The 26,436-nt window shown below is 35.4% G+C and carries 20 protein-coding genes; 2 read left to right on the forward strand and 18 right to left on the reverse strand.

Annotated features, from left to right (window positions below; translation table 11 throughout):
- The first annotated feature begins 381 nt into the window (after positions 1-381).
- On the forward strand, positions 382-2,301 hold the full coding sequence (locus AC3EMB_RS18395; RefSeq protein WP_053563770.1) for an LTA synthase family protein: 1,920 nt from the start codon (positions 382-384) through the stop codon (positions 2,299-2,301).
- A gap of 46 nt (positions 2,302-2,347) precedes the next feature.
- Here AC3EMB_RS18395 and AC3EMB_RS18400 read toward each other — a convergent pair whose 3' ends face one another.
- Positions 2,348-5,131, reverse strand: coding sequence for a dynamin family protein (locus AC3EMB_RS18400; protein ID WP_197242673.1), 2,784 nt, complete (start codon positions 5,129-5,131; stop codon positions 2,348-2,350).
- A 504-nt stretch (positions 5,132-5,635) separates the two neighbouring features.
- On the opposite strand from AC3EMB_RS18400, the gene AC3EMB_RS18405 reads away from it, so the two are divergent.
- The gene (locus AC3EMB_RS18405; RefSeq protein WP_000461138.1) at positions 5,636-5,821 is read left to right on the forward strand and encodes a hypothetical protein; all 186 of its coding nucleotides are present in this window, start codon (positions 5,636-5,638) and stop codon (positions 5,819-5,821) included.
- 278 nt (positions 5,822-6,099) lie between these two features.
- Here AC3EMB_RS18405 and mutL read toward each other — a convergent pair whose 3' ends face one another.
- The 17 genes from mutL to AC3EMB_RS18490 form a co-directional block, all read right to left on the reverse strand.
- Positions 6,100-8,043 (reverse strand): DNA mismatch repair endonuclease MutL, encoded by a 1,944-nt coding sequence (gene mutL, locus AC3EMB_RS18410; RefSeq protein ID WP_069356114.1) that lies wholly within the window; start codon positions 8,041-8,043, stop codon positions 6,100-6,102.
- Between the two features lie 8 nt (positions 8,044-8,051).
- Complete coding sequence (gene mutS / locus AC3EMB_RS18415) at positions 8,052-10,724, reverse strand: DNA mismatch repair protein MutS (protein ID WP_078400452.1); 2,673 nt, start codon at positions 10,722-10,724, stop codon at positions 8,052-8,054.
- Positions 10,725-10,904: 180 nt separating this feature from the next.
- The gene (cotE, locus tag AC3EMB_RS18420) at positions 10,905-11,447 is read right to left on the reverse strand and encodes an outer spore coat protein CotE (protein WP_001288799.1); all 543 of its coding nucleotides are present in this window, start codon (positions 11,445-11,447) and stop codon (positions 10,905-10,907) included.
- Positions 11,448-11,574: 127 nt separating this feature from the next.
- A complete protein-coding gene (locus tag AC3EMB_RS18425; RefSeq protein WP_000870460.1) occupies positions 11,575-12,006 on the reverse strand; it encodes a YlbF/YmcA family competence regulator in 432 nt (143 codons plus the stop codon).
- A gap of 3 nt (positions 12,007-12,009) precedes the next feature.
- The gene (gene miaB / locus AC3EMB_RS18430) at positions 12,010-13,539 is read right to left on the reverse strand and encodes a tRNA (N6-isopentenyl adenosine(37)-C2)-methylthiotransferase MiaB (protein ID WP_078400453.1); all 1,530 of its coding nucleotides are present in this window, start codon (positions 13,537-13,539) and stop codon (positions 12,010-12,012) included.
- Between the two features lie 429 nt (positions 13,540-13,968).
- Positions 13,969-14,835, reverse strand: coding sequence for a 2-oxoacid:ferredoxin oxidoreductase subunit beta (locus AC3EMB_RS18435; RefSeq protein WP_000190155.1), 867 nt, complete (start codon positions 14,833-14,835; stop codon positions 13,969-13,971).
- On the reverse strand, positions 14,822-16,579 hold the full coding sequence (locus AC3EMB_RS18440) for a 2-oxoacid:acceptor oxidoreductase subunit alpha (protein WP_000625417.1): 1,758 nt from the start codon (positions 16,577-16,579) through the stop codon (positions 14,822-14,824). The genes AC3EMB_RS18435 and AC3EMB_RS18440 overlap by 14 nt, the downstream gene beginning before the upstream one ends.
- A 225-nt stretch (positions 16,580-16,804) precedes the next feature.
- Positions 16,805-17,728 (reverse strand): dipeptidase, encoded by a 924-nt coding sequence (locus AC3EMB_RS18445; RefSeq protein ID WP_078400454.1) that lies wholly within the window; start codon positions 17,726-17,728, stop codon positions 16,805-16,807.
- Between the two features lie 59 nt (positions 17,729-17,787).
- Entirely contained in the window at positions 17,788-18,048 is a 261-nt protein-coding gene (spoVS, locus tag AC3EMB_RS18450; RefSeq protein WP_000404341.1) for a stage V sporulation protein SpoVS, read from the reverse strand.
- A gap of 149 nt (positions 18,049-18,197) precedes the next feature.
- Positions 18,198-18,992 carry a TIGR00282 family metallophosphoesterase gene (locus AC3EMB_RS18455; RefSeq protein ID WP_001221097.1) on the reverse strand — a complete coding sequence of 265 codons (795 nt, stop codon included), beginning with the start codon at positions 18,990-18,992 and terminating at the stop codon, positions 18,198-18,200.
- Between the two features lie 162 nt (positions 18,993-19,154).
- On the reverse strand, positions 19,155-20,720 hold the full coding sequence (gene rny, locus AC3EMB_RS18460) for a ribonuclease Y (protein ID WP_071729824.1): 1,566 nt from the start codon (positions 20,718-20,720) through the stop codon (positions 19,155-19,157).
- A gap of 482 nt (positions 20,721-21,202) precedes the next feature.
- Positions 21,203-22,234 carry a recombinase RecA gene (gene recA, locus AC3EMB_RS18465; protein ID WP_071729821.1) on the reverse strand — a complete coding sequence of 344 codons (1,032 nt, stop codon included), beginning with the start codon at positions 22,232-22,234 and terminating at the stop codon, positions 21,203-21,205.
- Between the two features lie 144 nt (positions 22,235-22,378).
- Positions 22,379-23,617 carry a competence/damage-inducible protein CinA gene (gene cinA / locus AC3EMB_RS18470; RefSeq protein WP_029443109.1) on the reverse strand — a complete coding sequence of 413 codons (1,239 nt, stop codon included), beginning with the start codon at positions 23,615-23,617 and terminating at the stop codon, positions 22,379-22,381.
- A 20-nt stretch (positions 23,618-23,637) separates the two neighbouring features.
- Positions 23,638-24,216: a CDP-diacylglycerol--glycerol-3-phosphate 3-phosphatidyltransferase gene (gene pgsA / locus AC3EMB_RS18475; RefSeq protein WP_001052977.1), complete on the reverse strand. Its 579-nt coding sequence runs from the start codon at positions 24,214-24,216 to the stop codon at positions 23,638-23,640.
- A 63-nt stretch (positions 24,217-24,279) separates the two neighbouring features.
- Positions 24,280-25,191 (reverse strand): helix-turn-helix domain-containing protein, encoded by a 912-nt coding sequence (locus tag AC3EMB_RS18480; protein ID WP_488517217.1) that lies wholly within the window; start codon positions 25,189-25,191, stop codon positions 24,280-24,282.
- A gap of 21 nt (positions 25,192-25,212) precedes the next feature.
- Complete coding sequence (locus AC3EMB_RS18485) at positions 25,213-25,998, reverse strand: DUF3388 domain-containing protein (RefSeq protein ID WP_000574107.1); 786 nt, start codon at positions 25,996-25,998, stop codon at positions 25,213-25,215.
- Between the two features lie 138 nt (positions 25,999-26,136).
- The gene (locus AC3EMB_RS18490) at positions 26,137-26,385 is read right to left on the reverse strand and encodes a DUF3243 domain-containing protein (protein ID WP_000114444.1); all 249 of its coding nucleotides are present in this window, start codon (positions 26,383-26,385) and stop codon (positions 26,137-26,139) included.
- Between the last annotated feature and the right edge of the window lie 51 nt (positions 26,386-26,436).

Below are 26,436 nucleotides of genomic sequence, written 5' to 3' on the forward strand. Positions count from 1 at the left end.
GAATTTTACAAGATACATATGTAATATAACTACATATTTAAAACTGTTGGTATTCAATTCTAATAAATTGAATGTCAACAGTTTTAAAAGTCTCTATCCATTTTCACTTTCATTTGTTCGATATTTTGTAACATCATCATAGTGTTTAATATGGTAGGATGTCTATAAGTCAATTTCACTACAACTATGACTGGTTCTGCCCGTTTCTCAAAAAGAGTTATATTTATGCTACTACGCTTTAAAAATCCCCATTGTATGTATATGAATACTTCAAATTATTCCCTTTAGAAAACAGAGTCTAAATGGTTCATCACACTCTAATAGTTATAAAAACATAATATATAACTTCAGTTAAATAAATTGTATAAAGAAGGTGTAAAAATGAAGAATAAAATAAATTTACAAATGCAAAATATAAGCTTTGTTATAATAATGGCTTTAGCAGTATGGTTAAAAACATATCTTATTACGCGATTCAGTTTTGATTTAAAAATCGAGTCTTCAACGCAAGAGCTTATTTTGTTTATTAGTCCTCTAGCCGCATCATTAGCATTTGTTGGATTAGCATTATTTTCAACTGGTGAAAAGCGAAATTATATAGCGCTATGTATTAATTTCTTATTAACAATCGTACTCGTTGGAAATGTAATGTTCTATGATTTTTATAGTGATTTCGTTACATTACCAGTACTTGGACAAACCTCAAACTTTGGACAATTAGGCGGCAGTATTATAGAAATATTAAACTACAAAATTATACTCGCATTCGTAGACATTGTTTTCTTCTTTATTTTATTAAAAAAGAAATCATTGGTCTTTAAAACCGAACGTGTAACTCATTCTACACGCTTGTTATACTTTCTTTTAACAATTGGTGTATTCTTTGCGAATCTACATCTTGCAGAAAAAGAGCGCCCTGAATTATTAACGAGATCATTCGACCGAGTAATGCTTGTCAAAAATTTAGGCTTATATACTCACCAAGTATATGACTTAACACTGCAAGTAAAAGCCGGTTCACAAAAAGCGCTTGCTGATAGTAGTAAATTACAAGAAACTGAAAACTACGTAAAAGCAAACCAAAGCGAGCCAAACCCTAATATGTTTGGTGTAGCGAAAGGAAAAAACGTAATTGTAGTCACTCTTGAATCCTTGCAAACCTTCTTAATAGGAGCATCAGTCAATGGGCAAGAAGTTACACCATTCCTAAATGAATTCATAAATGAAAGTTATTACTTTGATAACTTTTTCCATCAAACTGGTCAAGGGAAAACATCCGATTCTGAATTTCTAATCGATACGTCGTTGTATCCATTAAATCGAGGGGCTGTATTCTTCACACACGGTAACAATGATTATACTGCGACTCCAGAAATTTTACGTCAGCAAGGTTATTTCACTTCTGTATTCCATGCGAATAACGCAACATTTTGGAATCGTAATATCATGTACTCTGCTCTTGGTTATGATCGTTACTATAATGAGCTTGATTACAAAATTACACCAGAAACAAATTTAAATTGGGGATTAAAAGATATCGAATACTTTGATCAATCAGTAGATATATTAAAAACTGTTAATCAACCATTCTATGCTCGTTTCCTCACTTTAACAAACCATTATCCATTTACGTATGATGAAGATACAAAATTCATTGAACCATACAACTCTGGTAATGGCGTATTTGATCGTTACTTCGTAACAGCACGTTACTTAGACGAATCAATTAAAAAATTTATTGAACGTCTAAAGGCCGAGGGGCTTTACGATGATTCTATTATTGTGTTATACGGTGATCATTATGGTATTTCCGAAAAACATAATCGTGCAATGGCACAGTTTTTAGAAAAAGATCAAATAACAGAATTTGATACTTTAAATTTACAACGTACGCCTTTATATATTCATATTCCTGGACAAACAGAAGGTCAAACTATTTCAAAGCCTACGGGACAAATCGATATGAAACCTACTATTCTAAATTTATTAGGTGTTGATTCTACGAATGATATCCGTTTTGGCCATGATATGTTTTCAGATGAATATACTGGCTTTGTTGTTTTACGTGATGGTAGCTTCGTTACAGATAAGTATGCATACAAAAACAACACTTTCTACGACCGTATAACAGGTGAAATTGTAGATTTACCAAAAAAAGAAGCTCAAACCCTCATTAAACGTGCACAAAATGAATTACGAATGTCTGACAAAATTATTGAAGGCGATTTATTACGTTTCTCAGAAAGTAATAAAATTAAAACTGGCGAAGTACAAACTAAAATTAAAGAAACAGAAAAATAATCTATATGAAAAAGGAGCAACTTATTACAGTTGCTCCCTTTTTCTTTTATTCTACGCTTGTTTCTAAAGCTACATCCGTATAGGTATTATCATTACCAATATTTAAAATTACTTCACATTGACGCAATCTCAATTCAAAGAGCATGATAGAATCATGATAGATTTCAGGATTTGATTTCATCTTATGTAATATCTCTTGTTTTTCTTGTATTTCTATATGCGTGTTTTCTACAGCTTGCTTTAAGGAGTTAAATGGATTCCTAAAGAATATATTAATATCTCGCTCTTGTGTGTTTTCAAACAGCTCAAATTGCAAGAAAAATTTCTTCATAATAGAAGCCGTTACCTCAGTATAATCTTCATTTTCTACATACTGTTTGTATTTGTTATATAGCATAGATTTATTTTTAGGAAGAACTCCAAATAATTTACCGGCACTTTTCAGTAAAAATTGTGCTGGCGTAAATCGACGTAAAATATTTACTTCATCCATTTGTATTCTAGTCGTCATCCTGTCAGTATCTCTGCGCCAGTCATCAAGCACTTTAAAGTCACATTCTAACTGTATTCTATTTTCTCCAAATAGTGAATTAAGCCCTTCACTAAGTTCTTCTAAATACGTTTGACTTTGAAGAAGCTCATTATTAGAAGTTGCAATCCAATTTTGCATAGAAAGAGCAAGATTAGGTAATACAGTTTGTTCTAAATATTTATGCACTCTTTCATTCATTGCTTTATTTAGTTCCGTATCCATGTGCCCGAAATCACTTTCTTCACTAATTAAATTAGAACAGCTCTTTAATATCTTCGGAATATTTTCAGTAAGATCATTTGTAATTTCAGTTTTCATTGAACGATATGATTGTGTAATGAGATGAATTTTTTCCCGCTCAAATGCAGTAAGGTTATTAATGCTACCGTTTAGTTTCACTAGCATCTCTTCATTCCAATTAATAGCATCCACTAGATTGTTTTCTTTCTCAACACGTTTATCCAAAAGATATGTAATTGTTTTTCGAATGAAATATAATAACTTTTCAGTACGTTCTGCATCTATATGTTTATGATTAAAGTTAAAATGAATAAACTCAGTTAAATCATTTAATTGTTGACTACTTGTATATAACGAAGAATAAGGGAAAATTCTCGCATGCGGGAAATATGTGTTTATTCTCGTTGCCGTATCATGTAATACCCTTTTCACTTCTGCTTCACTGTAAATGTTATCGATTTTATTTAATAAGAAATGAATTTGTAAATTTGGCGTATGTTCTTGAATACTTAATAGAATGTCACGTTCCTTATCAGTAAAAGGTGAATCCGCATTCAATACGAATAGTAATTCGTCTACAGAATTTAAATATTCGAATATCTCATCTCTAGTGTCGTTATTCCTATTAAAGCCAGGTGTCACTACAAATGTAAGTTTATTTTCATTTAAAAATCTGCATGGTAATTTAAATTCAACACACGCTCTATCTCTATATGTTTGATGGTGCTGAGACATCATATTATGGTAATCAGAGACATCTTCCGTTGTTGTAATTGCTGAGTCTGTTATAGCGTTTATTTCTATATGAGCATCATTTTTTAAAACTACTACATTTGAAATTGATTTTTCTAATATATTTTCTCCTAATATAGAGTTAATAAATGTAGTTTTTCCGTTTCCTGAAGTTCCCGTTACTAAAATACGATTTGTTCTTAAATCTGCGAGCTCGTCAACTAGCCATTTAAACCGGTGACCTATTTCTATATTGTGCTTTTGTGCCCATTGTGTAATAGATTCAAAAAGGTGTAAGCTGTACTCTAAGCCATTTACATGATTAATAGAATGTGACAGTAAGTTTTCCGCATGTTCTATATTTGCTGAATCTATTTTGGAAGGGAAAATCTCATCCCATGCCAATACAGCTGCAGATGGAAATACAGCATAAGATGGATTGACTACCTTTAACCAATTTGCTAACAGATTTGGTATGATATCGTTTAATTGTCTAAGCGTATATTGACCTTGAATTAATGCAAAGTACGTTTCTTCGTAAAGAGCAGAAACTTTGTTCCATATATCGGACGAATGTATTTCAATATGTAAGAAAAATTCATTTATTGTGTTAAGCCACAATAAGTAATTTTTTTCATTTTTATAACTGTTCCAGAGTGATGAAACCATTTGCGTAAATTGGACTTGATCTACATTATTTAATGTAGCTAATGCATCATAAAAATAGTCTGGTGAAATATGTTTAGTAAACCCTTTATCGATATATCCTTTTAACACCTCAAACCAAGGATACGATTCTATGCGAATTAACTCATTCACAGCAAGCTCTACTGCACTATCAAAATCTTGCTGTTCCTCATAAAAGGAACGGGCAATTTTTGTGACATTCGGATAATCAGGATTTAAAGAAACTGCTTCTTTAATAACACCGAAAGCTGAGTCAAAATTATTTTGCTCAATATAAAGAGAAAGTAATTGTAGTCTAATTTCGGTCATCAATATTTTATTATCAGTGGTAATAGAAGTATAAATATTTTCAGCAAATGATAACTGATTAAGTTCGAAATAAGCATCCGCAATATTTTTTTGTGCCCATGGTGCTAATTCATTACTAACCTTCTCCCATTTAAAAATAGCTGCTTCAAAATCTTGATGACGATAATAAAATTCACCTTGTGCAAAACGAATATAAGACCCATCAGAAATCTCATTTTTTTCTTCGTTTACATAAGCTTGTCCAAGTACGTCAAGAGTTGGTTTTGTTTCATTCTCCATTAGGAATGTTTCATAATACATCTTTTTTATTAATTGTTTTTCTAATCTCATCTTTTCCCCCACTATATCTTGAAAATACATTTTTAAGATATGTCAATACTTTTTGTATGTATGCTTTTTATCTTAACAAAGAATATCTTTTGGAAAATTTCATTTTCCTTTCATTTTTCAAGTTAGATTGAATTTTTATGAGAAAAGTTTCAGTTTTTTTTCAATTCCCTTTCAGTTATGAAACAGCATTAAATGTTCCTAATAACCTAATAACACTATAATATTCCACATTATATTATCAGGAAAACCCCATATAAACCATATTATAAAAACAATCTATATTGAATTTATATACATAATTCACTGTGCTGTCAAACAAAAAAACAACAATAGGAGCCAACAGCTATTCATACCATTTCTTTCTCAAATTGTTTTCCTTTAAAATGTTTCAGTAGTTATGTAATTAAATTCCATTAACCTATATAAATAACTAGTCCAAAAAATATCTATATGCATATCATGTTATAGTAAAGAATTTAGGAGATCCTAAAAGGAGGCATTTTCATGTTTGAAGATAAATCTAAAATAAATTACCCATATGAATTTACTGAAACTACAACAGTTCCTCTAAAGAACCCCATTGACAAAAAATTCAAGAACGGGACAGGTACACATAACTTTCCAATTAAGAAGCACTATAAAGAGCAAGTTCTATACACTGAAAAAATCAATAATAATAAAAATAAATAATTGTATAGATCCTTATAACAATTAGCCAAATAAGAAGCAACATTTGGCCATGCATAGTTATTTGGTTAGTAATGTAGAAATCTTTATTATACAATTCATGCACCTTTTAAAAAGTGCTGTATACAGCGCTTTTTTATACATAGATAAATTTAAGCTAACGCAACCAAGAAATAAACTGCAAAATTACTCCACCTTATTTTCGTTTAACAATTAAATCTACATATTAAAAGGGAGCAACAGTAAATGTTGCTCCCTTTTGAAAAGTAATTTTATTCACTCTACATAACCCTCTTAAACATCTTTTCCAACTCATAAGTAGAATGATGCACAAGAATCGGTCTTCCGTGTGGGCATGTGTATGGGTTTGTTGTTGTACGTAATTCTTCCAGTAAGGCAAATATTTGATCGTTCGTTAAATATTGATTCGCTTTAATGGACGCTTTACAGCTCATCATGATGGCTGCTTCTTCACGTAACTTTTTAATATCAACTTTTTTTAGTTTAACAACTTGCTCCATCATTTCATCGATAATTTCTGTTTCTTGTCCTTTCGGGAACCATGTTGGATGCGAGCGGACGATAAAGGATTGATGGCCGAATTGTTCTAAAAATAGCCCGACTTTTTTTAGTTCTTCTAACTGTTCTTCGACACGTAAAAATTCAGTAAGAGATAGATCAATACGGTACGGTACAAGTAACTCTTGTACTTCTTGCGCTACCCTTCCTACTTTATCACGGAAGTATTCATAATTAATACGTTCCTGCGCGGCATGCTGGTCAATCATATATAAGCCTTTATCATTTTGAGCGAAAATATATGTTCCATGCATTTGTCCAATTGGATAAAGTGGTGGTAAGTCATTCCCGTTCATTTCAATCTCTTTTATTTCCCGAACTTCTTCTTCTAATTCCTCTAGTTCAAAGTCCTCTTCATTACTGTCCCACGATTTCTCTTCTTGAATTGGTTCTTCGATTATCGGTTTAGTGGATGGTTGCCAACTTCGCTCTTCTCTTATGAGCGACTGTGGTGGTTGCCATTCTTGTTTCGGCGGTTGCCACAGTTGTGGTGGCTGTTTCACAGCCTGCGGTTCTTCTTGTTTTGCATCCATGCCAGTTGGTAAAACAATGTCCGGCATAGATGGTTCTTTCGGCTTTGCATGCTCAAACTGGAACTGTTCTTGCACACTTTCGTCTTTTTCTTTTTTCTTCGTTGTTACGCCTGCATCTGGAATGAGCTGTATTTTTTTAAATGCAGCTTGCAATGTTTCTTCGATCAGCTTTAGCAATTCTTGTTCTTTACTAAAACGAACCTCTAACTTCGCTGGATGTACGTTAACGTCAACTAGCATTGGATCCATTTCAATAGATAAGAAGCCAATTGGATACCGGCCGACTGGCAGTAATGTATGGTATCCTTGCTGAATTGCTTTCATTAGTACAAAGTTTCGAACGTAACGACCATTTACGATCGTTGACATATAATTTCGAGATGCTCTCGTTACTTCTGGTAATGTTACATAGCCTTTAATTGTAAAGTCTAAAGATTCAGCTTCAATTGGAACAAGCTTCTTCGCAACTTGAATACTGTAAATCGATGCAAGTACTTGCCTTACATCACCGTTACCTGATGTATGAAGCAATTTCTTTTCATTATGAAACAGTTTTAACGATACTTCTGGATGTGACATTGCAATACGATACACGATATCTGTAATATTCCCGAGCTCCGTATGAATGGTTTTCATATATTTAAGACGCGCTGGTGTATTAAAGAATAAGTTTTGTACTGTAATATCTGTTCCTTTTCGGCTCGCAGTTTTCTCTTGTTTTATAATGTCTCCACCTTTAATTATGAGGTGTGTACCAGGCGCATCACCTGTGCTAGTAATTAATTCTAATTCACTAACAGAGGCAATACTCGGCAATGCCTCACCGCGGAAACCGAGTGTTCTTATGCGAAACAGATCGTTTTCATCTTTAATTTTACTCGTCGCATGGCGTTCAAAAGCGACGATACAGTCTTCTTCTGCAATACCATCACCGTTATCAATGATACGAATTTTCGATAACCCAGCTTCTTCTAAGTGGATTTCAATAGATGTACTATTCGCATCGATAGAATTTTCCACAAGTTCTTTTACGACTGAAGCAGGGCGCTCTACTACTTCCCCTGCCGCAATTAAGTTAGAGAGTTGGTCATCGAGTTTGCGAATTTTCCCCATCTACTTACTCATCCTTTCTTTAACTTTTTCTGTAAGCGATACAATTCGTTCATCGCTTCTAAAGGTGTCATATCAAGTAAATCAATTTTTTTAATTTGCGCAAGTACTGCGCTTTCTTTTTGATCAAGCACAGGCTTGTCTTGTTTTTTTGAAGATTGGTCTCCTCCAAAGAAAGATAGTTGTGACTCTTCTTCAGTCTCTTCTTTCTTTTCTTGTATTTCTGCCGGTTCTTCTTTTACAACTACAGGTTCTGGAACAACTTCTTGTACCTTTACTTCTACACGCTTTGGAATAATAATTTCTTCCTGTCCTTCTAGTTGTGCTAACACTTCTTTCGCGCGGGCGATTAAGCTATCTGGAAGCTCTGCAAGTTGCGCAACGTGAATTCCGTAACTTTTATCAGCTGCTCCATCTTGAATTTTATGAAGGAATACTACTTTTCCATTCTCTTCAATTGCTGAAACGTGTACATTTTTCAGTTGATCTAAACTCTCTTCTAACACAGTCAATTCGTGATAATGCGTAGAGAATAACGTTTTTGCACCAATTTGGTCATGAATATGTTCAATAATCGCTTGTGCAAGTGCCATGCCATCATACGTAGATGTACCTCGTCCAATTTCATCGAATAAAATTAAACTTCTTTCTGATGCGTTTGCAATTGCATTTTTCGCTTCTAACATTTCGACCATAAATGTACTTTGACCTGATATTAAATCATCCGCTGCACCAATTCTCGTAAAGATTTGATCAAATACAGGTAATACTGCTTCTGTTGCTGGTACGAAACAACCAATTTGTGACATAACCGTTACAAGTGCTAACTGTCTCATATACGTACTTTTACCAGACATGTTCGGTCCTGTAATTAAAAAGACATCCATCTTCTCTGGCATAATACAGTCATTCGGTACATACAATTTCCCGTTCAATACTTTTTCAACGACAGGATGACGACCATCTTTAATAAAGATTTCACGCTTCGTTGTTAGTACAGGTTTTACAAACTGTTCTTCTTCACTAACTGTCGCAAAACTTTGCAGTACGTCTAATTCACTAATTACTTTTGCTAAATGTTGTAATTTCGGAATAAATACTTTTACTTCTTCACGAAGCGCTGTAAATAAATCGTATTCTAGTTGTACAATTTTTTCTTCTGCTTCTAAAATTAACGTTTCTTTTTCTTTCAGTTCATCTGTAATGAAACGTTCAGCATTAGCAAGCGTTTGTTTTCGTTCGTAGCGGCCTTCTGGAAGTGCTGCAAGATTCGCCTTCGTCACTTCAATGTAGTAGCCGAAAATACGGTTGTACCCGATTTTTAACGATTTAACTCCTGTAATATCACGCTCTCGTTTTTCAAGCTCAGCGATCCACGTTTTTCCGTTTTTACTAACGTAACGATATTGATCAAGCTTGTCATTATAACCGTCTTTAATAATATCTCCATCTTTAATAGAAAGCGGTGGGTTTTCTTGAATACTTCTTCCTAGTAATTCAGTTAAGCTCTCACATGGATCCGCTCCTTGAATTAACCTTGCTGCATAAGCATTATCTAACAAACTAATCGCTTCTAAAATAGCTGGCACTTGAAGTAAAGATCGTCTTAACTGTAATAAGTCCCTTGCATTGACATTACCAAATGCAACTTTTCCTGCTAAACGTTCTAAATCATATACTTCTTTTAATTTTTCTTTTAAATCTTCACGTAAGAAGTAATCATTTACAAATGTTTCAACCATTTCTAAACGCTCTTCAACTTTTTCTTTCTGAATAAGTGGACGTTCCATCCACTGTTTTAACATACGACCACCCATAGCTGTTTTTGTTTTATCCAATAGCCATAATAATGATCCTGTTTTTTCTTTCGTTCGAAGTGTTTCCGTCAGCTCTAAATTTCGCTTTGAATGCACATCAATTTTCATAAATTGATTCGTATAATAAATTTCTACAGGTTGTAAATGATCTAATGAACGTTTTTGTGTTCTTATCACATAGTTAAATAAGCGTCCAATTGCTTTAATTAACTTTGCTTGCGAAACATTTTTCACAAGATGTTCTAATCCTTCAGGAATTGCCGTTGCATCTTCATATGAAATTGTCATTTTTAACGTTTCAGTTAATTTATTTAATTCATCTTTAGAAAATGAAGAATCTACAACAATTTCTTTCGAACCAGTTGCATACACTTCCAATAAAATATCTTCTACTGAACCAGTCAATAACGTTACTGTATTTTGTCCAGTCGTTAAATCATTACAAGCTAAAGCATATGATCCATCTTCAAAATATGTTAATGCGGCTAAGAAGTTGTTTTCTTTCTCATCAATTGTACGCCCTTCCATCATCGTTCCTGGCGTAATTAGTTGTACTACTTCACGGCGCACTACACCTTTAGCTGTTTTTGGATCTTCCACTTGCTCACAAACAGCAACTTTATATCCTTTTTCAACAAGTTGTTCAATATAGTTTTTAGCTGCATGATGGGGTACACCGCACATCGGTATACGATCACTACTGCCACCATCTCGGCTCGTTAATGTAATCTCAAGCTCATGAGCTGCTTTAACGGCATCTTCAAAGAACATTTCATAAAAATCGCCTAATCGGAAAAATAAAAAGGCATCTTGATAGTCTGCCTTAACCTTTAAATATTGCTGTATCATAGGGGTATATTGCGTCATACTTTTCCTCCATAATTCTTACATAGTAATCAATTTTCATATATGTCACATTTCACGGACATCCATATCTCCTATTTCAGGAGTCTATCTTCATTATAACATATTTCATAAAGAATCATGTTCATTCAGCGCCACTTATGTAAAGTAAAAAGCTAGGAAGAACTTCTCCCTAGCTTTCTATTACTCTTCTTCTGCATCAACGATAAAGTTCGGATCTAATTCTTCAAATTCATCATCAGCAATTTGGAAATCATCATCTGATTCTACGCAGCCTTCAGGATTTACACTTACACAAATTTTCGTTTCTCCAACTACTTCTGTTACAAATTCACGTTCTACAGTTACAACAATTTTATTACCGTTTGGTGATACAAGCGCTTCTAAACAATTTGGTGGCTGAATAACACGAGCAATAATTTCTAAATCGTCACCAGAAAAGTTTTTATCACGATAACCAATGCTTACTTCGTCCGTGTAGTTCACGCGTTCTGTTACAACTTCAGTCTTTGTATTTCCATCAAATGAATACCAAGTGTTCACATCATAGAAACCTTCAATTTCCACATGCTTCCCATTCTTTCTTGCTTCGTACGAGTGGTTAATTACCCAGCACCCTAAAATACTTGTTGGTTCATTATTCGATTCACATGTATGCGTTGACTTTGTATACTTACGTCCTTTTCCAACCACTGCTTTTGTAATAATCTCTCTAAATTCGGACATTCGTAACCCTCCTCAATCACTATTCACTTAATCATATGCGTGACAATAGCGGAATGTGTCATTCTTTTTTTGAGAAGAACTTACGTTTAATCAACTAAAAAAAAAGAGATGTCAATATGACATCTCTTTAACAACCACAATTTCCTTTTTTACTTTCTACCGCTGCGCCAGTTTCACCCTTTAGTACATCGCCACCAGTTGAAATTAATATTTCATCTGTTACGTTGTTAGAAATTGTACTAGCAACTAACTGTAATAAGTCATTTACATATGTTTGTGAAGATTTAAATTCTTGTACAACTGGAATACTGTCTAACTTATCTTGCAATGCATCAATTTCAGCTTCTACCTTTTTTAAAGCTTCCCATTTCCCGTAATGTTGCAAGTTTACTGCTTGTTTTTGCAGTGCTTTAATTTCATCGATTGCGCGTTTTACATTTTCATTTTTATGAATTTGCGCCTCTGCTTTCTTAAAAAAATCAACTTCTTCTGTTTCAGAAATCATTTTTGCTAATTCTTTCGCTTGTTCAACAATGTCATCTTTCGAATATACTTTCATCTATTATTTCACCTCAATCGGCTCTTCAACTAATTCCCCGTTAAGAGACCAAGTTTTTGCTTCCGTTACTTTTACTTTCACAAGCTGACCAATTAAAGATTTTGAAGCGACGAAGTTTACAAGTTTATTCGTACGAGTATAACCTGCAAGTACTTCCGGATTATTTTTACTTTCCCCATCAACTAACACTTCTACAATTTGACCTTTATAACGACTATTCTTTTCAATTGCCAACGTATTTACTAGTGTATTTAAGCGTTGAAGACGTTCTTTCTTTACTTCCATCGGTACATTATCTTTCATTTTTGCAGCTGGTGTACCTTCGCGAGGAGAATAAATAAATGTAAAGGCAGTATCAAACCCTACTTCACGATATAACGACATCGTTTCTTCAAATTGCTCATCTGTTTCATTTGGGAAACCAACGATAATATCTGTTGTTAATACTGCATCTGGAATTGCTTCTTTAATTTTTCTTACAAGTTCTAAATAATGCTCACGCGAATATTTACGCGCCATAATTTTCAACATCTCTGTACTTCCAGATTGAACTGGTAAATGGATATGTTCTACTAGGTTGCCACCTTTGCCAAGTACTTCAATTAAGTGATCATCGAAATCACGTGGATGGCTCGTTGTAAAACGAATACGGGCTATATCAACTTTACGAAGTTCGTCCATTAAATCACCAAGACCGTATTTTACATCTTCAAAGTCTTTACCATATGCATTTACGTTCTGTCCAAGTAATGTAATTTCTTTATAACCATTCGCAGCTAAGTGACGAATCTCTTGGATAATATCTTCTGGACGTCTACTTCGCTCTTTTCCGCGTGTATACGGTACAATACAATACGTACAGAACTTATCACAGCCATACATAATATTTACCCAAGCTTTAATATCACCACGGCGTACTTTCGGAAGGTTTTCAATTACATCCCCTTCTTTTGACCAAACTTCAACTACCGTTTCCTTCGAGAACATCGCATCTTTTAGAATGTACGGTAATCTATGAATATTATGCGTTCCAAACACCATATCTACATGCTGATTTTTTTGCATAATTTTATTTACAACAGATTCTTCTTGAGACATACAACCACATACACCAATTAAAAGGTCCGGATTTCTTCGTTTGAGTGACTTTAAATGGCCTAGTTCACCAAACACTTTATTTTCAGCATTTTCACGAATCGCACAAGTATTTAATAAAACTACATCTGCATCCTCAGTTGAAAAAGTTGGTTCATATCCAAGCGTTGTGAAAATACCTGCCATTACTTCCGTATCATGCTCATTCATTTGACAACCATATGTACGAATATAGAACTTTCTTCCTGTACCAAAATTACGAAACTCTTCAGGTAAGCCAAAATCCCGTTCAATTTTAACTTCTTCTTTCCCTCGCTTTTTCGCATCCTTTAAGGAAGGTGGTTGATATACACTTTCAAAGTATTTACTATAATCTTTCTCTTCTTTTTTCGTAGAGGAATTTGCTTGTTGACTTGCTAATCGTTGTTGCTCGTTCATCGGTAATCTCCTTTCACCCTTAACTATACACACTCTATAGTCCATTTTAATGCGCTTAGACTCACCTCAAAAATGGTTAGATAGCTTGGAGATAACTTGTCCTTTGAAACTTGAGTAATCAATCTAATCATTCATAAGAATGAAGTCTTCCCCACGCAAATAGACATTCGCTTTTTATTATTTCTTATTGTCCTACCCAAAAGCATATTGCTTTATCCCTATAAACATTACCATAGTATGACGTGTTTCGCCAATTTTAACAATCCAGAGGCCCTTTATTATCTTACATTTCATAAGCAATGAACTTGCCATTTTCATACAACGATTTACATATTATTTTACCATTCTGAATTTTCTAAGTAAATAAAACTACCCTATATTTTTTGCACATAAAAAAGGTTGCCAAATCGGCAACCTCCTCTTCTTACATTACATAAATTCAGCAACAAGCTCATCAAACATTTTCTGATCCATATTTAAATCCGATTTCACTAAAGGCTCTTCACTATAGCCTTTAACAAGTTCTTGATATGATGGTTGCTTAGTATTTTGATAAATTAAACCTGTTACTAAACCGTTATTTTCCATTAACGTTTGCATAGCCATCATGCGATTAGATGGATCATATCCCTCTACTGTGCTTAGTTTCGTTAAATTCTCTTTAAACCAATCGTAAGTATTTACTTTATTGTAAGTAACACATGGGCTAAATACGTTAATTAATGAAAATCCTTTATGGTTAATACCAGCTTCAATAATTTGTGTTAATTCTTTTAAATCACTCGAAAAGCTTTGCGCCACAAATGTCGCACCAGCTGTTAAAGCCATTTCCATTACATTTAGTGATGGTTCAATTGAACCTTGTGGTGTGCTTTTCGTTTTAAATCCAGCTTCACTACGTGGTGAAGTTTGCCCTTTTGTTAATCCGTAAATTTGGTTATCCATTACGATGTACGTAATATCGATATTACGACGAATAGAATGGATTGTATGTCCCATACCAATCGCAAATCCATCACCGTCACCACCTGAAGCGATAACTGTTAAATCACGATTTGCCATTTTCACACCTTGTGCAATCGGAAGGGCACGACCATGAATACTATGCACACCATATGAATTAATATAACCTGAAATACGGCCTGAACAGCCGATACCAGAAATAACAGCAAGTTCATCTGGATTTAAGCCAACGTTAGCTGCTGCACGTTGAATTGCCGCTTGCACTGAGAAGTCTCCGCAACCTGGGCACCAGTTTGGCTTTACACTGTTACGAAAGTCCTTAAATGTTGCCATTTAATACAACCCCTTTTTTGCATTCGTTGTAAATCTCTTTCGGCAAGAATGGGTTTCCATCATATTTTAAAAGACTAGAAATTTTCTCACCATTACCAAGATTCATTTTCATAATGTTAGCAAGTTGACCTGTTGCATTGTTTTCTACTACTACAACACGCTTCGCCTTTTTCACAAGTGGATCGATTTCAGCTGTTGGGAACGGGTGAATTAAACGCACATGAGCATGGTTTACTTTCATACCCTCTTGTTCTAAACGCGTCATTGCCTCTTCGATCGCACCACGAGTTGAGTTAAATCCAACAAGCAATACGTCTGCTTCTTCATGCTTAACATTTTTATAAACAGGGGTATTAAACTTCAAGTTCTCCATTTTACGGAAACGTTTGTCCATTTGATCTTTACGGTTTATTGCTGATTCCGATGGCTTTCCAGTTTCATCATGTTCTACACCTGTAACATGGTGAACACCATTTTTCATACCAGGTAAAACACGCGGCGAAACGCCGTCTTCAGTTACTTCATAACGCTTGAAGTATGCTTTATTTTCACGTTCTGGTAATTCTGCTTCTAAATCAAGCTTACCACGACGGATTTCCACTTTATCTAATTTAAGTGGTTCTACTGTTTGTTTTCCTAACGAAAGCTGTAAATCTGTTAAGAAAATAACAGGAACTTGATATTCTTCAGATAAGTTAAATGCTTCTACAATGTCATAGAAAGCTTCTTCAACTGTACTTGGCGCCATTACGATTTTTGGAATTTCACCATGCGTACCGTAAATCATCGCCATTAAGTCAGACTGTTCTTGTTTCGTTGGTAATCCCGTACTTGGACCACCACGTTGTGTATCAACAATTACTAATGGGGTTTCTGTAATACCTGCTAAACCGATTGCTTCCATCATTAATGACAGACCAGGACCAGCAGATGCAGTTAATGTACGAACACCAGCATAGTTTGCGCCGATTGCCATTGTACAAGCTGCAATTTCATCCTCAGTTTGGATTACTGTTCCGCCGACTTTCGGTAATTTTTTAATTAAGTATTCCATAATTTCTGATGCAGGTGTGATTGGGTATGCTGACATAAAACGAGCACCACCAGCTACCGCACCAAATGCGATTGCATCGTTTCCAATCATAAACATGCGTTTTTTACCATCAGCTTTTTCAAGCTGCATCATGTTTACTTTCTCACCTAGTAATTCTTTCATATATTGAGAGCCGCGTTTAATTGCGTCCATATTCTTTTGAACGACTTGCTCTCCTTTACGACCAAAGATTTCTTCAACAACATCTAAATAAGCTGTTTCGTCTAATCCTAATACTGCACTTGATGCTCCAACAGCAACCATGTTTTTCATTAATGATGTGCCTAATTCTGAAGCAATATCTGTAAACGGTATCACATATAGATTTACATCTGTATTGTCGGGTATTGTTGGATTAAATTTCGCATCCGCAACTACAATTCCACCTGGACGTAGTTCGTGGAAGTTAAAATCAATTGTTTCTTGGTCAAAAGCAATTAAAATATCTAAATCATCTGAGATCGCGCGTACTTCTGTTGTACTTACACGAATTTTATTATTTGTATGGCCGCCTTTTATACGTGATGAGAAGTGGCGGTAACCGTATAGGTAATATCCTAATCGGTTTAATGCAATACAGAAGATTTCTCCTGTACTTTCAATTCCTTCACCTTGTTGGCCTCCAACTTTCCATGAAAGTTGACTAATCATCTCCTACACCCCTTTTGGCTGCATTCATTGTAGTGTATTTTTTTACAGTAATAGTTTAGCATTTTTTATGCAAATAAACTACAACGGACGCAAATTATGCCTCTTCTGATTTCCCTGAATCTTTAGTATAAAGCTATTTTGTTTTTCATTCTAGTATTAGGTCTTAAAAAAAGCAATAAAATCAAATGAGTTAATTTTAATTTTTCTGAATTTTAAACCACAAACTTAAAAACTCATATGTTCAACAAAATTATCATATAAAAATCTTTCTACAGTAGATGCAGCATAGTATTTATAAAGCTCATTCATGACATTTTCATAATCTCCATAGGCAGATACATTGACAACCGTATCTACAATCCCATCAAAATCTGAACCAAACCCTATATTGTTTTCTCCACCTAGCGAGCAAATATATTCGATATGTTTTATGATATCAGTTATATTTGCTTGCCTTTCACTTGTTAGAAACTGCGGTACAAAAGTGACACCGATCATGCCATTTTTCTTTATAAGAGCTTTAAGTTGTTCATCGTTTAAATTACGTGGGTGCTCGCAAAGTTTCATACAATTTGAGTGGGAAGCAATAGGATTTTTTGCAATCTCTATAACATCCCAAAAACTTCTCTCATTTAAATGTGATAGATCCGTCCATAGGCCCAAAGTATTTAGCTCGTGTACAACTTGTCTACCAAAAGTAGTTAAACCTGCTCCACGTGTCTCTAGCGCCCCATCAGCTAACAAATTCGCATAGTTCCATGTTAATCCGAAAGAACGTACACCTAACCGATAAAACAAACGTAATTTCATCGCTTCTTTACCAATTGCTTCGCACCCTTCTAACGTTAATAGCGCGCCAACCTCGTCCTGTTTTAATCTATTTATATCCTCTTTCGTTCGGATAAATCTCACACCTGATAGCGATAAAATTTCATTATAAAAAATATCTACCATTTGTAATGCTGCTTCAAATCGGTTTTCATATGCCACTGTTTCTGGTACATATATAGCAAAACATTGTATACTTCCTTTTCTTCTCTTTAACTGTTCAAATGTAATATGTAATTGTGAATCATCGTTAAAATTCCTTTTCCCTTGTGCACTCCATAACTGAAGAAGCACGTCACAATGAGCATCAAAAATTTTCATTTTCATTCCTCCATTATAAAAACAACCTGTTTGCATACTGCAAACAGGTTGTTTAAAACTTAACGAGGTTCTACAATTAATTTTATTGCTGTACGCTCTTCGCCATCAATCATAATATCTGTAAACGCTGGGATACAAATCAGGTCCAAACCACTAGGCGCTACAAATCCTCTTGCGATTGCTACTGCCTTTACCGCTTGGTTCAATGCACCTGCACCAATAGCTTGAATTTCTGCTGTTCCGCGTTCGCGAATAACACCTGCAAGTGCACCAGCTACAGAATTAGGGACCGACGTTGCTTTAACTTTTAATATTTCCATTCCGCGTTTCCTCCTCGTTTCTTTAAAAAGTATTAGCAATTATTTCACTTTAACTTATATTCACGAGGAATGGCGCGTATTCCTGCTAAATTTTCGTAATTTTTCTAAAAAATTAAAATATAATAACTTATCTAAAATTTAACGGAAATTTACTCAAAAAATGGTTGATCGTCATTAATTAAAATGCGCTCAATTTTCTTTGCTTTTCCTGTATTTGGATCCACATCAATTAACACTGCACTTAATTGCGTTCTACCACTTGTTACTTCAAATCGTACCGGTAAGTTCGTTAAAAACTTCTTCAATACCGCTTCTCGGTCCATACCTAATATTCCATCATATGGCCCTGTCATCCCAACATCTGTAATATATGCCGTACCGCTTGGTAAAATACGGTTATCCGCTGTAGGGACATGCGTATGCGTACCTACTACTGCTGTAGCGCGTCCATCTACATACCAACCTAGCGCTTGTTTTTCACTTGTAGTCTCCGCATGGAAATCAACAAAGATAATATTCGTACGTTTTTTCGCAATATTAATTAATTCATCCACTTTACGGAATGGACAATCAATCGGAGGAAGGAAAGTACGTCCTTGTAAGTTAATAACTGCAACTTCTGTTCCATTACAGTTCACAAAGATAAGTCCTTTTCCTGGAGTTCCTTCTGGGAAGTTAGCTGGTCTTGCAAGATATTTTGCATCATCGATGAATTCAAATACTTCACGATTATCCCAAGCGTGGTTTCCAAGTGTAACTGCTTGCGCCCCACATTCTAAAAAGTTTCGATATATTTTTTCTGTAATCCCACGGCCACCTGCTGCGTTTTCTCCATTAATGATTGTTACTGTAGGTGTATATTTTTTCTTTAATGCCGGTACGTATTGTTGAATCATACCTCTACCAGGAGATCCTACTACATCCCCAACAAATAATATTCTCATATGTCTTACCCTTTCTATGTACTGCATTTTTTATTGCTATAGCATTAAGGAAATTCCTTATAATATGTTTATTATAAGTTTGTTTCACTTTTACGCTATATAACTAACTGTCTTTATTTTATCCAATTCCAACACAAAAAAATAAAGTGGTGTTTCACCACTTTATTTTGCGTATTCCACTGCACGTGTTTCACGAATAACAGTTACTTTAATATGTCCTGGGTAATCCAGTTCATTTTCAATACGTTTTCGGATATCACGAGCTAAACGATGAGCTTCTAAATCATCGATTGTATCTGGTTTTACCAAAATACGAACTTCACGTCCTGCTTGAATTGCAAATGATTTTTCAACGCCTTCATAAGACTCTGAAATCTCTTCTAACTTTTCAAGACGACGAATGTAGTTTTCAAGCGTTTCACTACGAGCTCCCGGTCTTGCAGCTGATAAAGCATCTGCTGCTGCAACTAAAACTGCAATGATAGAAGTTGGTTCTGTGTCACCATGGTGAGATGCGATACTGTTTATAACTACAGGATGCTCTTTATATTTCGTTGCGAGTTCAACACCAATTTCAACGTGGCTACCTTCTACTTCATGGTCAATCGCTTTTCCGATATCATGTAATAGACCAGCACGTCTTGCTAGTTTTTCATCCTCGCCAAGCTCTGCTGCCATAAGTCCAGTTAAATATGCAACTTCCATAGAGTGTTTTAAGACGTTTTGTCCATAACTTGTACGGTATTTTAAACGACCTAAAATTTTAATTAAATCTGGGTGTAATCCGTGAACACCCACTTCAAACGTTGTTTGCTCTCCGACTTCGCGAATATACTCGTCCACTTCACGTCTTGATTTTTCGACCATCTCTTCAATACGCGCTGGGTGAATACGTCCGTCCTGTACTAGTTTATCAAGAGCGATACGAGCTGTTTCACGACGAATTGGATCGAATCCAGAAAGGATTACCGCCTCTGGTGTATCATCGATAATTAAGTCAATACCCGTTAACGTTTCTAACGTACGAATATTACGACCTTCACGCCCGATAATACGTCCCTTCATTTCGTCATTTGGAAGATTTACAACCGAAACGGTTGTTTCAGCAACATGATCAGCTGCACATCTTTGCATTGCAAGAGATAAAATCTCTTTTGCTTTCTTATCCGCTTCTTCTTTCGCGCGAACTTCACTTTCTTTTACCATAACAGCGATTTCATGAGAAACTTCATTTTCTACTTTACCAAGAATAATTGCTTTCGCTTGTTCGCGTGTCAGATTGGAAATGCGCTCTAATTCTGTTTGTTGCTTTTGAACTAACTCTCCCACTTTGCTTTCCAACTCTTCAATCTGTTGTTGTCTCGCTACAAGAGAATCCTCTTTCTTCTCTAACTGCTGCTCGCGTTTATCGAGCGTTTCGTCTTTACGATCAAGGTTCTCTTCTTTTTGCATTAAACGATTTTCTTGTTTTTGTAATTCGCTTCTACGGTCACGAATTTCTAATTCAGCTTCTGTACGAAGTGTATGAATTTCATCCTTTGCTTCTAAAAGCGCTTCTTTCTTAAGTGCTTCAGCCTCACGATTCGCTTCGTCTAGAATACGTTTCGCTTCATTAGCCGCACCATTAATCTTCGCTTCAGCAATAGACTTTCGAACAAAAAAGCCAACAACTGCACCGACTGTTGTTGCAAGCAAAATGGAGATGAGTATCCAAACTGTATTACTCATGATTTCACCTCCCCTTGCTATGAATGAAAAAAGACTGTCGGCATGTACATTGATTACAACATACAGCAAAGACCGTCGTCCCGCTTTTTTAAGGGACTTTCTTCATTTCACAATTAAAATGTCATATTATTATTTCGGTAAGATTTAAACCTTACTCCGAATATTACTTCTCTTCTTGAGAAGAGTATATCGTATATAAGAAAAAATATACATTCTCATTGTATCTATCGTAATTTTCATTGTCAAGCGTTGTCTACTTTTACTTTCTTTACCTTCAGTCCTGAATGTTATCTGAATTTGAAAAATTGATAGCATATTATCCTGGAAAACCTTAGTAAATACCATTTTATTCCCTTAAAACGTATGAATATTCCTCTTTACACATCCCATTTGAGTCAAAAAAATATTTTAACCACTACGATAGATACCTCTTTAATAGAAGGTAAAAAAATAAAAGACACGGGACCCGTGTCTTTTATTTTTTAATCTTGAAGAGTTGAATCTTCCGCGTCTTCCACACCAGAATCTTCACCAATTCCGTGATGATCACGAACAAAGAAGGCAATTTCCTCTCTTAAGTCCGTATTCTCTTTTAAGAATTGCTTCGAATTTTCACGACCTTGTCCTAAGCGTTCTTCATTATAAGAATACCAAGCACCGCTCTTTTGAACGATATCAAGCTCAGAAGCCATATCCAAGATTTCACCTTCTCTTGAAATACCTTCTCCGTACATAATATCAACTTCAGCAACACGGAATGGTGGCGCTACTTTATTTTTCACTACTTTTACTTTTGTTTTATTACCAACGATGTCGTTACCTTGCTTTAATTGCTCCGCACGACGCACTTCAAGACGGACAGTTGAATAGAATTTCAACGCACGACCACCTGGAGTTGTTTCTGGGTTTCCGAACATAACCCCAACTTTTTCACGAATTTGGTTAATAAAGATTGCAATTGTTTTTGATTTGTTGATTGCTCCTGAAAGCTTACGAAGTGCTTGTGACATTAAACGTGCTTGTAAACCTACGTGTGAGTCACCCATGTCTCCTTCAATCTCTGCTTTCGGTACAAGAGCTGCTACAGAGTCAATTACGATAATGTCAACCGCACCACTTCGTACAAGTGCTTCTGCGATTTCTAATCCTTGCTCCCCTGTATCAGGCTGTGATAATAGTAATTCATCTATGTTAACGCCTAATTTTTGTGCATATACAGGATCCATTGCGTGCTCCGCATCGATGAATGCTGCTTGTCCACCTTGACGTTGTACTTCTGCAATTGCATGTAATGAAACTGTCGTTTTACCTGAACTTTCAGGTCCGTAAATTTCGATAATACGGCCACGTGGGTATCCGCCTACCCCTAGCGCCACATCAAGTGCTAAAGAACCACTTGAAATTGTAGAAATTCTACGTTCCGCTTGTTCTCCTAATTTCATAATTGAACCTTTACCGAATTGCTTCTCTATTTGTTTTAACGCCATATCTAATGCCGCTTGACGATCACTCATTCAAAATTCCTCCTTAACTGAATTGCTAATCTTATTATACCTATTTTCAATTCAATTTGCCAACAAAAATCGAACATTTATTCGATTTTTTTATTTTCCATCACACAAATACGGAATTTAACTATAAAAAAAGCTAGAAGAGACTTATATCTCTTCTAGCTTTTTATATAAATGATAAAATCCATATTTTGCTGATCGTTCTCTAATTTGTTGACGACTTCCACTTAAATTAAGAGGAAAGACTGCAGTTTGTTCACCTTTAATCGCTAATCCAACAAATACTGTTCCTGGCTCTTTCTGTTCTGAAGCATCTGGCCCTGCTACCCCAGTGAAACTAATTCCGATATCCGCTTTTAATAAATCCTTAACATTTTCAGCAAGATAACGAGCACATTCCTTACTAACTGCACCATCAGTATGCAATACTTCTTCAGGCACACGTAAAACATGTTGCTTCACATCATTATGATAACAAATGACACCGCCCTTAAATACAGAAGAAACACCAGCATTTTCAGTTACTTGATTTCCAAAAAGACCACCTGTTAAACTTTCTGCACATGCTAAAGTTAACCCTTTTCTCTTCAATAACTCGATTGCCTTATAATGCAAAAATTCTTGGTCATATCCGTAGAAAAATTCTCCTACTCTTTCTAAAATCAAATCTTCCACATGTTGAATTAGTTTCTCCGCTTCGCTAACATTTTGATGCTTAGCGGTTAAACGTAATGTCACTTCTCCATCATTTGCTAGCGGGGCAATTGTTGGGTTTGTTTGTCCATCAATTAAATCTTGAACTTTCACCTCTAATTGGGACTCCCCAATACCGAAGAAACGAAGCACACGTGAATAAATGTTTTCTCCTGTTGTAAAATTACGTAAAAAAGGCTCTACGTAACTTACATACATTGGTTTCATTTCTTTTGGCGGCCCTGGTAATAAAATATAAACTTTTCCGTTCTTATTTACCCCCATACCCGGCGCCATACCGTGGTCATTTGCAAATACTGTTGCTCCATTTAAAACGAGCGCTTGCTTTTTATTATTCTCCGTAAATTCACGGCCTGTACGCTTAAAGTAATTACTTATTAAGGCTAATGCCTTTTCATCATACACAAGCTTTTCATCTAAACTAGTCGCTATTGTTTCTTTCGTTAAATCATCTTTTGTCGGTCCTAATCCACCTGTAAAAATAAGGATATCAGCACGTTCTTCCGCAGCTTCAATCGCCTTTTGCAGTCGCTTATTATTATCACCAACAACAGTATGATAGTACACGTTAATTCCAATTGAAGCCAACTTTTCAGATAAAAACTGGGCATTTGTATTTGCAATTTGTCCAAGTAATAATTCAGTTCCAACCGCAATAATCTCAGCATTCATCCCAATTCCCCCATAAACTTCTATTTTGAGTTTACAAAAGCAGCTCTATTTTTCCAGAAATAATCCCATCCTGAAATAACAGTAAAGATTAATGCAATCCATATGAAGATATCCGCAACTGGAATATGGATTAAATTTAAAGGTACATCGTGTAATAAATATGCTGCAATCGCAATAATTTGTGTCCATGTCTTAATTTTCCCTAGCTGATTTGCCGCAACTACTTCCCCTGTTCCAGCAAGTACAAGACGTAAACCTGTTACAGCAAACTCACGACTGATAATTACAATAACAATCCAAGCCGGTACATATCGCATCTCTACCAATGTAATAAGTGCTGCTGAAACAAGTAATTTATCAGCTAACGGATCAAGAAACTTTCCTAAGTTCGTTACAAGATTATACTTCCTTGCGTAATGTCCATCAATCCAATCTGTAGCTGAAGCAACGATAAAGATAAGTGCCCCCACTAAATGTTGAATTGGTAAATCAACATCACCAATTGTGTATGAACCCCAATTAAAGGGCGCTAACATAATTACCATGAAAATTGGAATTAAGAAGATTCTAGATATTGTAATTTTATTTGGTAAATTCACAGCTATTCCTCCATCATATCAAAAACATTTGTTCATTGAAAAAAGTCATCGAAGCGATGACTGTTATTGTGCAGGTTGCCCTATCCCTTGGTTTTTTATCACCAATCTTTGGTGAAGTTCTTTTTCTGGGTCCAATGGGAAAGCAACCACTTGGCCATTCAGTTTAACTTCAACATTCGTTGCATTTCCAATATTAAGTCGTACTTCTTTTAATGTTGATACATCACGTTTTTCTGTTTGACCACCTTGTACTGTAGTGTTTAAAATTTCGTTACCCGCATCATCTTTAACATCTACATAGCTTGTACCCTTCGCTATGATTTCCAATTCTAACGTTTTATTATTATGAATTTCCAAAGTAGATACCTTACCAGTTGTTCCAACTACTTTCACTTCTTGCTGTCCCGTTGATGGTGCTGGTTGCTCTTCTTTCTTTGGTTCTTCTTTCTTTGGTTCCTCTTTTTTTGGCTCTTCCGCTTTCGCTTCATCTTTCTTCGTATCTAACGGAGAATCTTTTGCTTTTTGAACTTCAATTTTCTCACTTTGAGCACTCGGAACTTTTTCATCATCTTTTCCAGTTAACACTTGAAACACAAACCAGATTACCACTCCAACTGCGATTACTAACAACGCAACTAAGATTTTCGGCATGTGATCTGCAATTGGCCATGATGAAGATTTTTGCATTGTTTCTTGTGTTTTTTGTCCCGTTGATACTTGTGGAACTTCACGCTTTTCAGATTGTGGTATCGTACTCTGATGTTCTACAAGCAGTTCTTCTCCATTTAATCCAACCGCATCTGCGTATTGTTTAATGAATGCACGCGCATAAAAAGCTCCTGGCAATACATCATAATTGCCTTCTTCAATTGCCACTAAATGGCGTTTTTGAATTTTTGTAATCTCATGCAGCTGATCAATAGTCAAGCCTTTCGCTTCTCTTGCTTCTTTCAGCTTTTGTCCCAATTCCGTCACTACTAACACCTCAATATTTCTTTAAAAGTCAAACATAGAGAAATTATTTTGCGTACCTTGCTCAATTTCATCTACTAAATTATATTGAATTTCTTCATCATAATCGTTGCGCAACTCGATAATATAATCAAAATCATCCAATGTGTATTCTGACTGACTCACAAATACATCAGGATGTTCTACAACTTTTGTTGCAGGCAATCTCATAATTTCACGAACGAGCTGCCAATGTCTTTCGTTAGCACGCTTCGTTGACACAATTCCATCTAGGATGAAAATATTGTCATCGCTATACTCATCTTCAATTAATTGACTACGAACAGTTTGCTTAATAAGAGTAGATGATACAAATAACCACCTTTTATTTGCACAAACACTTGCAGCAACAATGGATTCTGTTTTTCCGACACGAGGCATTCCGCGTATCCCAATTAGTTTATGGCCTTCTTTTTTCATAATTTCTGCCATAAAGTCTACAAGTAAGCCTAATTCATCACGCACAAATCGAAATGTTTTCTTATCATCTGCATCTCGTTGTATGTACCTACCATGCCTAACCGCTAGCTTATCTCTTAGCTTGGGCGGACGATATTTCGTTACCGTTATGTTATCCATCGTATTTAAAATTGATTCAAGTCTAGAGATTTGCTCTTGATTATCACACATAAGAAGTAACCCACGTCGTGCATTATCTACACCATTAATTGTGACAATATTAATGCCGAGCATACCGATTAACGAAGAAACGTCACCAAGCAAGCCAGGTCGGTTTTTATGTATTTCATATTCAAAATACCATTCAATCATCCAAGATCACTCCCCTTGCTTACTTTACACCTACGTACTATATTATATGATTTCACCTTAATAGGGAAGCTAAATGTATAATCTATCCTGTGTAATTATTATACAAAAAAAGTAGAGAGGAGAATCTCCTCTCTACTTTTACTTATGTTGTACAAACTTAACCATTAAGTTTGCAATGGTATGTTGCTCCTGTTCATCAGCAACTTTCCAAAGCTCAGCTAATAATTTCTCTTGGTCATTGCGTCCTTCTACTTCATTAGCAAGGTAGTCGCCAACACGAAATGCCATATCTGATACCGCACCGCCGTCTAAACCTTTTCCTTGCGCTTGCTCTAAACGATCTCCTAAAAAGCTCTTCCACTGATCAAAATTATCTAATACTGACATAATTAAGCACCTCACTATTGAGTAATAAAATCATGCTTAATTTGTGCAACT

Source organism: Bacillus sp. LQ16 (assembly GCF_057784645.1).

Excerpts from the sequence above, each read along its gene's own strand:
- AC3EMB_RS18395 (WP_053563770.1), top strand. The coding sequence starts at position 382 with ATGAAGAATAAAATAAATTTACAAATGCAAAATATAAGCTTTGTTATA.
- AC3EMB_RS18400 (WP_197242673.1), bottom strand. The coding sequence starts at position 5,131 with ATGAGATTAGAAAAACAATTAATAAAAAAGATGTATTATGAAACATTC.
- AC3EMB_RS18405 (WP_000461138.1), top strand. The coding sequence starts at position 5,636 with ATGTTTGAAGATAAATCTAAAATAAATTACCCATATGAATTTACTGAA.
- mutL (WP_069356114.1), bottom strand. The coding sequence starts at position 8,043 with ATGGGGAAAATTCGCAAACTCGATGACCAACTCTCTAACTTAATTGCG.
- mutS (WP_078400452.1), bottom strand. The coding sequence starts at position 10,724 with ATGACGCAATATACCCCTATGATACAGCAATATTTAAAGGTTAAGGCA.
- cotE (WP_001288799.1), bottom strand. The coding sequence starts at position 11,447 with ATGTCCGAATTTAGAGAGATTATTACAAAAGCAGTGGTTGGAAAAGGA.
- AC3EMB_RS18425 (WP_000870460.1), bottom strand. The coding sequence starts at position 12,006 with ATGAAAGTATATTCGAAAGATGACATTGTTGAACAAGCGAAAGAATTA.
- miaB (WP_078400453.1), bottom strand. The coding sequence starts at position 13,539 with ATGAACGAGCAACAACGATTAGCAAGTCAACAAGCAAATTCCTCTACG.
- AC3EMB_RS18435 (WP_000190155.1), bottom strand. The coding sequence starts at position 14,835 with ATGGCAACATTTAAGGACTTTCGTAACAGTGTAAAGCCAAACTGGTGC.
- AC3EMB_RS18440 (WP_000625417.1), bottom strand. The coding sequence starts at position 16,579 with ATGATTAGTCAACTTTCATGGAAAGTTGGAGGCCAACAAGGTGAAGGA.
- AC3EMB_RS18445 (WP_078400454.1), bottom strand. The coding sequence starts at position 17,728 with ATGAAAATTTTTGATGCTCATTGTGACGTGCTTCTTCAGTTATGGAGT.
- spoVS (WP_000404341.1), bottom strand. The coding sequence starts at position 18,048 with ATGGAAATATTAAAAGTTAAAGCAACGTCGGTCCCTAATTCTGTAGCT.
- AC3EMB_RS18455 (WP_001221097.1), bottom strand. The coding sequence starts at position 18,992 with ATGAGAATATTATTTGTTGGGGATGTAGTAGGATCTCCTGGTAGAGGT.
- rny (WP_071729824.1), bottom strand. The coding sequence starts at position 20,720 with ATGAGTAATACAGTTTGGATACTCATCTCCATTTTGCTTGCAACAACA.
- recA (WP_071729821.1), bottom strand. The coding sequence starts at position 22,234 with ATGAGTGATCGTCAAGCGGCATTAGATATGGCGTTAAAACAAATAGAG.
- cinA (WP_029443109.1), bottom strand. The coding sequence starts at position 23,617 with ATGAATGCTGAGATTATTGCGGTTGGAACTGAATTATTACTTGGACAA.
- AC3EMB_RS18485 (WP_000574107.1), bottom strand. The coding sequence starts at position 25,998 with ATGATTGAATGGTATTTTGAATATGAAATACATAAAAACCGACCTGGC.
- AC3EMB_RS18490 (WP_000114444.1), bottom strand. The coding sequence starts at position 26,385 with ATGTCAGTATTAGATAATTTTGATCAGTGGAAGAGCTTTTTAGGAGAT.